The sequence below is a fragment of the Vibrio sp. 10N.222.46.A1 genome (assembly GCF_041473595.1).
Taxonomy (GTDB): Bacteria; Pseudomonadota; Gammaproteobacteria; order Enterobacterales; family Vibrionaceae; genus Vibrio; species Vibrio tasmaniensis_A.
Genome location: NZ_JBFRSN010000396.1, coordinates 1 through 8,576 on the forward strand (window position 1 = coordinate 1; position 8,576 = coordinate 8,576).

The 8,576-nt window shown below is 47.7% G+C and carries 3 protein-coding genes; all 3 read left to right on the plus strand.

Annotation, left to right across the window (positions count from 1 at the left end):
• The coding region (locus AB4496_RS12515; RefSeq protein ID WP_372131065.1) for a polyketide synthase dehydratase domain-containing protein at positions 1-1,279 on the plus strand (1,279 nt) is incomplete at its 5' end.
• Positions 1,279-3,327, plus strand: a complete 2,049-nt coding sequence (locus tag AB4496_RS12520; protein WP_009847295.1) for a PfaB family protein — start codon at positions 1,279-1,281, stop codon at positions 3,325-3,327. The genes AB4496_RS12515 and AB4496_RS12520, both read left to right, overlap by 1 nt.
• On the plus strand, positions 3,324-8,576 hold a 5,253-nt coding region (locus tag AB4496_RS12525; protein ID WP_372131067.1), incomplete at its 3' end, for a beta-ketoacyl synthase N-terminal-like domain-containing protein. The genes AB4496_RS12520 and AB4496_RS12525, both read left to right, overlap by 4 nt.

An 8,576-nucleotide genomic window follows, 5' to 3' on the forward strand; every position in this document is an offset into this window, starting at 1 on the left:
GCTAAAACTGATTGCGATGTTCTCTTCGGCGGCGGGTTTCTACGGAAACACAGGCCAAAGCGATTACTCGATGTCTAACGAAATCCTAAACAAAGCGGCTCTGCAATTGTCTGCTCGTAACCCTCAAGCGAAAGTGATGAGCTTCAACTGGGGACCGTGGGACGGCGGCATGGTAAACGCAGCGCTGAAGCGTATGTTTACAGAGCGCGGTGTGTACGTAATTCCTCTTCAAGCGGGTGCAGAGCTATTTAGCTCTCAACTACTGAACGAAACTGGCATTCAACTGCTGGTTGGCACGAGCATGCAAGGTTCTGACAACAAGGAAGCTGCTGTAAAAAAGCTTAATGCGGAGTCTGTGCATCTTGCAGAGAGTCCGCTGAATACAAGCATTACTGTGACACGTCATCTTGATCCTAAGGCATTGCCTTTCATTCAAGATCACTGCATTGCCGGTAACCCAGTGTTACCGACAGTGTGTGCCATCCAATGGATGCGTGAAATCGCTGAGCAACTGTTAGGGGTGAACGTTAGCGTTCACAACTACAAACTGCTGAAAGGTGTGATTTTTGATACTGATGAAGTGCAAGAGCTAAGACTGGTTCTTTCCTCTGATGCTAAATCAAAAGGTCAGCTAAAAGCAGTGATCAGTTGCCAAGGACGACCACAGTATCAAGCTCAGTTGCAAGTTGCCTCTGTGCAAGTTTCTGAAGATGTTCAACAAGCGTCGACAAAGCGCTTTGAAGCCAACACTTCAGCTCCTGTAACAACGGCACAAGCTCTATACAGTGACGGCACTCTGTTTCATGGACCAAGATTGCAAGGTATTACCTCAGTCGAATGCTTTGACGACTTAGGTTTATTGGCTCAGTGCCAACTACCTCAGATTGAAAACAGCGACTGCGGATCATTTATTCCGAAGCAAGGTTTTGGTGATAGCCAGCCATTTGCTGAAGATTATCTATTGCAAGCCATGTTGGTATGGGCTCGATTGAAATACGGCGCGGCAAGCCTACCGTCTGCAATCGGTGAGTTTATTTGTTACGCACCGATGCACGATGGTGACCAAGGTTGGCTAGATCTGAGCGTGATAAAAAGTACGGCTCGTTCGCTTCAAGCTGATATCTCGCTTTACCACCAAGATGGTCGTTTAAGCGCGGTAATGAAAGGTGCAAAAGTCACCATCAGCAAAAGCTTAAACGACGCATTTTTGCCGAAGTCTAGCTCAGCAGTGTCGAAGAAAGAGACTACTAAGAACCCAGAAAAGGAGCAATTGTCATAGTGACTGTTCCTACTAATAAAGCGATGCCATTGCGCATCGCTCTTTTAGCTCAGCCAGCAAACGCGGCTGAGCTTTCTGCCGACTTATTTCCCTCGTTCCCAGAGATGATAACTGTTGTGGTTGATGGCAATTTTAATCAAGCACTTGCTCACGCCATCGAGACAGTCAATCAAGGTAATGTCGTTAAGCTCTGTTTGGATCATCACTCACCATCATTGTTGATGTTAAGTGCGCTGAATGCTGCTCAGAATAAGATTCACCCACACGCGAATTTGGCGAGCTTTGTAGATACAGCTACCGGAAATAGCATTCAGCTAGCTCTGGATATTGCACGCCGCCCCGCTTCAGATTTAAGTCATCAACAGCAACACTCTGACTTATCGGCTTCGCAGCAGTTTGATGAATTGTTGAATATAATTAATGCGATATCGAGCCGTTCATTACCGAGCCATTCATTACCTAACCATTACTGGTTCACTGAGCCAAACAAAGCACGTGTTGCTGCGTTAACTTTCAGTGACGATAGCCCAAAAGCCACCAGCCTGATATTGACTCAAGCGACCGGTTTGCACGAACCAAAAACCTTGCTATCCAGCGAACGTTTGATGTTTGTGGTTTTTGGCTGCGAGCAAACTGAATTGGTTTCTCAGCTAACCTCGTTAAGAGAAGAGCTAAAATGCGTTAGTGATTCAACGGACAGCGAACTTGCTATCGCCACCTTGATGCATTCAAACCTAAGCCACTTTCAAAGCGTTCAACACAATGCTGGCCGTGGTGCAAACATCGTGATTCAGGCGGCTTCAATTGAGGCTGCACTACAAGAGATCACCGCGATAGAAAATGCGTTGCCAAAAGTAATGGGTGACAATAGCCACTACAAAACGCCAGCGGGCAGTTGTTTCTCACCGAAGCCTCAAAGCAAAGGTGGCGTTGCATTTGTTTACCCTGGTGTTGGCACGGTTTATCCCGGCATGTTGCGCGAATTTCACCAACATTTCCCACAGTTATTTGCTCGTTTAGAGCGCGAAGGTAACTTGAAAGAGATGCTGCAGGCAGAAAAAACCTACGCAGACGACGCGCAAGAAATGTCGCTCAGTGAATTGGCCATTGCAGGTGTCGGCAGTAGTTATTTACTAACGCAGCTCTTGTGTGATGAATTCAAAGTGCAGCCAGATTTCGCTTTGGGTTACTCCAAAGGTGAAGCCTCCATGTGGGCCAGCTTAAATGTTTGGAAAAACCCACATGCGCTGATTGAGATGACTCAAACCAGTCCTATCTTCACGACGGCTATTTCTGGTGAACTCACCGCAGTGCGTCAAGATTGGCAGTTGAACAGCGACGAAAGCATCCAATGGAACAGCTTTGTGGTTCGCAGTGATGCGCAAGCGATTGAAGCTCTGTTACCAGAGTTTCCGCGCGCTTATCTCGCTATCATCCAAGGTGATACTTGCGTACTGGCCGGTTGTGAAAGCACATGTCGAGCTCTGCTCAAAAAGCTTGGTAAACGTGGCATTGCCGCGAACCGTGTTACTGCGATGCACACCACACCAGCGCTGAGTCAGCATAGCCAAGTGCGTGAGTTTTACACGCAATCACTGTTCGACGAGTTGCCAAAGCATATCCGCTTTATCAGCGCAGCAGGTCTACCGACTGGCGCACCAATCAATATCGACAGTGACAGCATCGCCCTTTCGATTGCCGACACTTTCTGTTCAACGCTGGATTTCACCGCGTTGATCCAGAGTGCGCGTCAACAAGGTGCTCGTCTGTTTGTAGAAGTAGGTGCCGATCGTCAAACCAGCACATTGATCGACAAGATCAATCGTAGCGACAACGTAGCAGACCAGTACTGCACAATCGCTTCCAATGCCAAAGGCGGTGACGATGTTGTCACGCTCATCAAATGCATTGGTCAGCTCATTACTCATCAAATTCCACTGTCTGTCGAGCCACTTATTCAAGGGCTAAAACAACAGATCACCACCGCTAAGCAATTAAGTGGTGTGTCTCAAGGCAGCGCAGTGAATCATCAAGGAGAGCTAGTATGAGTTCTCAATCGAACCAGTATCAGGCTCAGAACAAACAACAAGTAAAGTGCAATAAGATCGCGATTGTTGGTATTGCAAACCAATACCCAGAAGCTGATACGCCAAAAGACTTTTGGCAAAACTTGCTGGATAAAAAAGATTCTCGAACCACATTAAGCGCTGAAAAGTTAGGAGCTAAACCTGAAAACTATCAGGGCGTGCAAGGTGAGTCAGACCGCTTTTACTGTGACAAAGGCGGTTACATCGAAAACTTCAATTTCGATAGCAATGGCTACCGCTTAACAGCAGAATCGTTCAACGGTGTTGACCAAAGTTTCCTATGGGCTTTGGATACCAGTCGTAAGGCGTTAGTCGACGCTGGCATTGATCTGAATGCCGATGTTTTAGAGCGCACAGGCGTGATCATGGGTGCCCTTTCGTTCCCAACCACACGTTCAAACGACCTGTTTCTACCGATTTATCACTCGGTGGTCGAGAAAGCATTTAAAGATAAATTAGCTAATGACCAATTTTCATTGCTACCAACCAATGAAACCGCGCAAGACCTCAACCCTATCAATGGTGCAGCGGCACACAACGCCTCTAAGTTAGTGGCTGATGCATTGGGTTTAGGTAACGTACAACTGAGTCTAGATGCCGCATGTGCAAGCTCTGTGTATTCATTGAAGTTAGCGTGTGATTACTTGAATACAGGCAAAGCCGACATGATGTTGGCAGGCGCGGTATCCGGTGCTGACCCATTCTTTATCAATATGGGTTTTTCGATCTTCCACGCTTACCCTGATCACGGTGTGTCGGTTCCGTTTGATAGCAACAGTAAAGGTCTGTTTGCTGGCGAAGGTGCGGGGGTTTTAGTCCTAAAACGCTTAGCTGATGCAGAGCGTGATGGCGACAATATTTACGCAGTCGTCAGCGGTATTGGCTTGTCGAACGATGGCCGAGGCCAGTTCGTATTAAGCCCAAACAGCAAAGGACAAGTCCAAGCCTTTGAACGCGCTTACGAGGCTTCGAACTTATCACCAGACAGCATTGAAGTGATTGAGTGTCACGCAACCGGTACACCATTAGGTGACAAGGTTGAGTTAACCTCAATGGAGCGTTTCTTTGCTGACAAATTGAATGGTTCGAACCCGCCATTGATTGGCTCTGCTAAGTCCAACCTCGGTCACTTGCTGACTGCGGCGGGTATGCCAGGGATCATGAAAATGATCTTTGCGATGAAAGAAGGTGTGCTTCCGCCAAGTATTAACTTGGATAAGCCACTATCGTCGCCAGAAGGTTTATTTGGCTCACAGACTCTGCCAACGCAGGTTCAATCTTGGCCAAGTAAAGCGGGCAACTCAGAGCGCTGTGCGGGTGTTTCTGTCTTTGGTTTCGGTGGCTGTAACGCTCACTTACTGCTTGAAGCGTATTCAGACACCAGTCATGTAAACCCGACTCAAGAGTCAGCGTCTCCAAGCCTACAACCATCTAATTTAAGCATTACTGGTCTAGCGTCTCACTTTGGTTCTCTGCAGAGCATCAACGCGCTAAGCACTGCGATTGAGACCAACAACGATGCTTTCATTGCCTTGCCTAAGAAGCGCTGGAAAGGCTTAGACCAACATCCAGAACTACTGAATCAGTTTGGTTTACACGGTATTCCAAATGGCGCGTACATCGATCAATTCGATCTCGATTTCCTGCGCTTCAAAGTGCCGCCAAATGAAGATGACCGTTTGATCTCTCAGCAGTTGCTACTGATGAAAGTTGCAGACGAAGCCATCAAAGATGCCAAGCTTGTTGCAGGCCAAAAGGTTGCGGTTTTAGTTGCGATGGAAACAGAGCTTGAGATGCACCAATTCCGTGGACGCGTAAACCTGCATAGCCAATTGGCTGACAGCTTTGCCAACATGGGTATCGAACTAACTCAAGACGAATACCAAGCGCTAGAAACCATCGCGATGGACAGTGTGATGGACGCAGCCAAGCTGAACCAATACACCAGTTTCATCGGCAATATCATGGCTTCGCGTATCTCTTCATTGTGGGACTTTAATGGCCCTGCCTTTACGATTTCAGCTGCTGAACAGTCGGTTGCTCGTTGTATTGATGTTGCACAAAACTTGATGTCACAAGAATCGATGGATGCCGTTGTGATTGCAGCCGTCGACCTAAGCGGCAGTGCAGAACATGTGATTCTGAAGAACAGCGTAAGCCCAGTGACGCTAGCTCCAAAATTCGGACAGCTGCAAGATGGCAGTTGGAATGTCGGTGAAGGTGCAGGTGCGATTGTTCTTGTTGAAGAAAACCAAGTAGCGAGCAACCAAGATGCGGCTTACGGCAGCATCAACGCCTTAGCTTTTGGTTCAAGCGAGAATAACAACGCCGTTGTTGATGAGTTACTGACTCAAGTCGGTATGAGCTCGAACGATGTTTCTCTGCTTGAGCTTAACCATGCACCAGAATCTTCATCTCATCAGTTTTCGTCTCTAAGTTTAGGGAACACAAAGACTACTCAAGCAAGTCAACGTGTGGGTCATTGCTCTGCTGCTTCTGGTATGGCAAGCCTGCTACACGGTCTGCTCAACCTGAACCTTGCACCTCTGAATCCGAATGTCAGTTCTAAGAGCGCGATTGTTGCCAACATCAGCGAAGGACAATGTTCACAGCTGCTACTAAGCCAATCGAGTGTTGAATCTCAATCACTTTCCGTTCGTTTAAGCAATGAACTGGCGAGCGATGCTAAACGTCAATTAGTTAAGCAAGTGACTCTTGGTGGTCGTGATATCTATCAACATATTGCCCAAACCCCAGTGACCAACTTGGCAACGATTCAACAGAAAGCTTCTGGTAAACAAGCAGCAAGAGTGGCGTCGGTTCCAACGACAGCAAGCATTCAAGCAGCCCTTGCACAAAAAGAGTTAGAGAAGAATGCATTAGCGCAAAACGCGATAGAGCCAGTCATCGAAACTCCTACATCAGTATCTCCTACTCTGGCGCCAACTCGCCACAGTCAGCTAACAGGTAACCACAGCAATATGACTCATGTCCTATCCGCTAAAAATGGCGCGTCTCAAATCGACGCAGCTTCACAGCAGCCGCAAAATCTAAGCCAAAACCAAGCTTTTGCTCAAAACCAGCAAGCGGCTCAACAGGTACACAAAGCATTCCTGCACACACGTGCCCAAGGCATGCAGATGGCTGATGCGTTATTAAAAGCACAGCTAAACGCAGTGACATCTGGTTTAGATAGCAATGCCCTGATTCAACAAACGACCAGCCAACAAACGACTGGTCAACAAACGCCAGCTCAGCCTGTTCAAGCTCAACCGGCTCAGGTTTCGTCAACGCCAGTCAACGTACTTGCGACGCCAGCACCAGTAAAACCTATCCGTAAGCCATGTATCTGGGATTACGATGATCTGGTTGAATACGCTGAAGGCGATATTGCGAACGTATTTGGCCCTGATTACGCGATCATCGATAGCTACTCGCGTCGCGTTCGCTTGCCAACCACGGACTACCTACTGGTATCTCGTGTAACCAAGCTAAACGCGACCGTTAACGAGTACAAGCCAAGCACAATGACCACAGAATACGACATCCCAGTTGATGCGCCGTATCTTGTTGATGGTCAGATCCCTTGGGCTGTTGCAGTTGAATCTGGTCAGTGTGACCTAATGCTAATCAGCTACTTAGGTATTGATTTCGAAAACAAAGGTGAGCGTGTTTATCGCCTGCTTGATTGCACGCTGACCTTCCTTGGCGACTTGCCTCGTGGTGGCGATACACTGCGTTACGACATCTCAATCAACAACTTTGCTCGCAATGGCGACACGCTGCTGTTCTTCTTCTCGTACGAATGTTTCGTTGGCGACAAGATGATCCTGAAAATGGATAACGGCTGTGCGGGCTTCTTCACCGATGAAGAGTTGGCAGATGGCAAGGGTGTGATTCACACTGAAGATGAAATCAAGGCTCGTAAGCTTGCAACTAAGCAACGCTTCGATCCTATGTTGCACTGCCCTAAAACTCAGTTTAACCACCAAGAATTGCGTCATCTACTGACTGCCAACATTGCAGAATGTTTTGGTCCAACTCACCAATCCAATAGCCACCAGCCTTCTTTATGCTTCAGCTCAGAGAAGTTCATGATGATCGAAAAGGTTAGTCGTGTTGAACCACAAGGTGGCACATGGGGACTTGGTCTGATTGAAGGTCATAAGCAGCTAGAGCCTGAGCATTGGTACTTCCCTTGTCACTTCAAAGATGACTCGGTAATGGCTGGTTCTTTGATGGCAGAAGGTTGTGGTCAACTGCTTCAGTTCTTCATGATGCACCTTGGCATGCACACGCTTGTTCAAAATGGTCGTTTCCAACCGCTTGAAAATGCGCCTCAACAAGTACGTTGCCGTGGTCAAGTTCTACCACAATCGGCAGAACTGACTTACCGCATGGAAGTGACTGAGATTGGTCTAAGCCCTCGCCCATACGCGAAAGCTAACATCGATATTTTGCTGAATGGCAAAGTGATTGTTGATTTCCAAAACTTGGGTGTGATGATCAAAGAAGACGACGAATGTACTCGTTATCTGCCTTCTTTAGAATCAGCTGTCGCGACCCCTGTTATCGAAAGCTTGGACCATAAAAGCTTGGGCCATACACCAGAAGTGAACCAACAGGCTTCAGCGAATGCGCCATTGATGGCTCAAATTGAAGACCTAGAAACTGCACCAAACAAAGGTGTGGTTCCTCTTCAACACGTTGAAGCTCCGGCAACTCCAGATTACCCAAACCGCACACCCGATACGGTTCCATTCACGCCTTACCACATGTTCGAATTCGCGACTGGCGATATCGAGAAGTGTTTCGGTCCTGATTTCTCTATCTACCGTGGAATGATTCCACCACGTACTCCGTGTGGCGACTTGCAGCTAACCACTCGTGTGGTTGAGATCGACGGTAAGCGTGGCGACTTCAAGAAGCCTTCATCGTGTATCGCAGAGTACGAAGTGCCAGAAAATGCATGGTACTTTGATGAAAACAGCCACCAGACCCTAATGCCTTACTCGGTATTGATGGAGATTTCACTGCAGCCAAACGGCTTCATCTCTGGCTACATGGGAACAACACTGGGTTTCCCAGGTGAAGAACTGTTTTTCCGCAACCTAGATGGCAGCGGCAAAATGTTGCGTAACGTCGACTTGCGCGGCAAAACGATCACCAACGATTCTCGTCTGCTTTCAACAGTAATGATGGGCACCAAC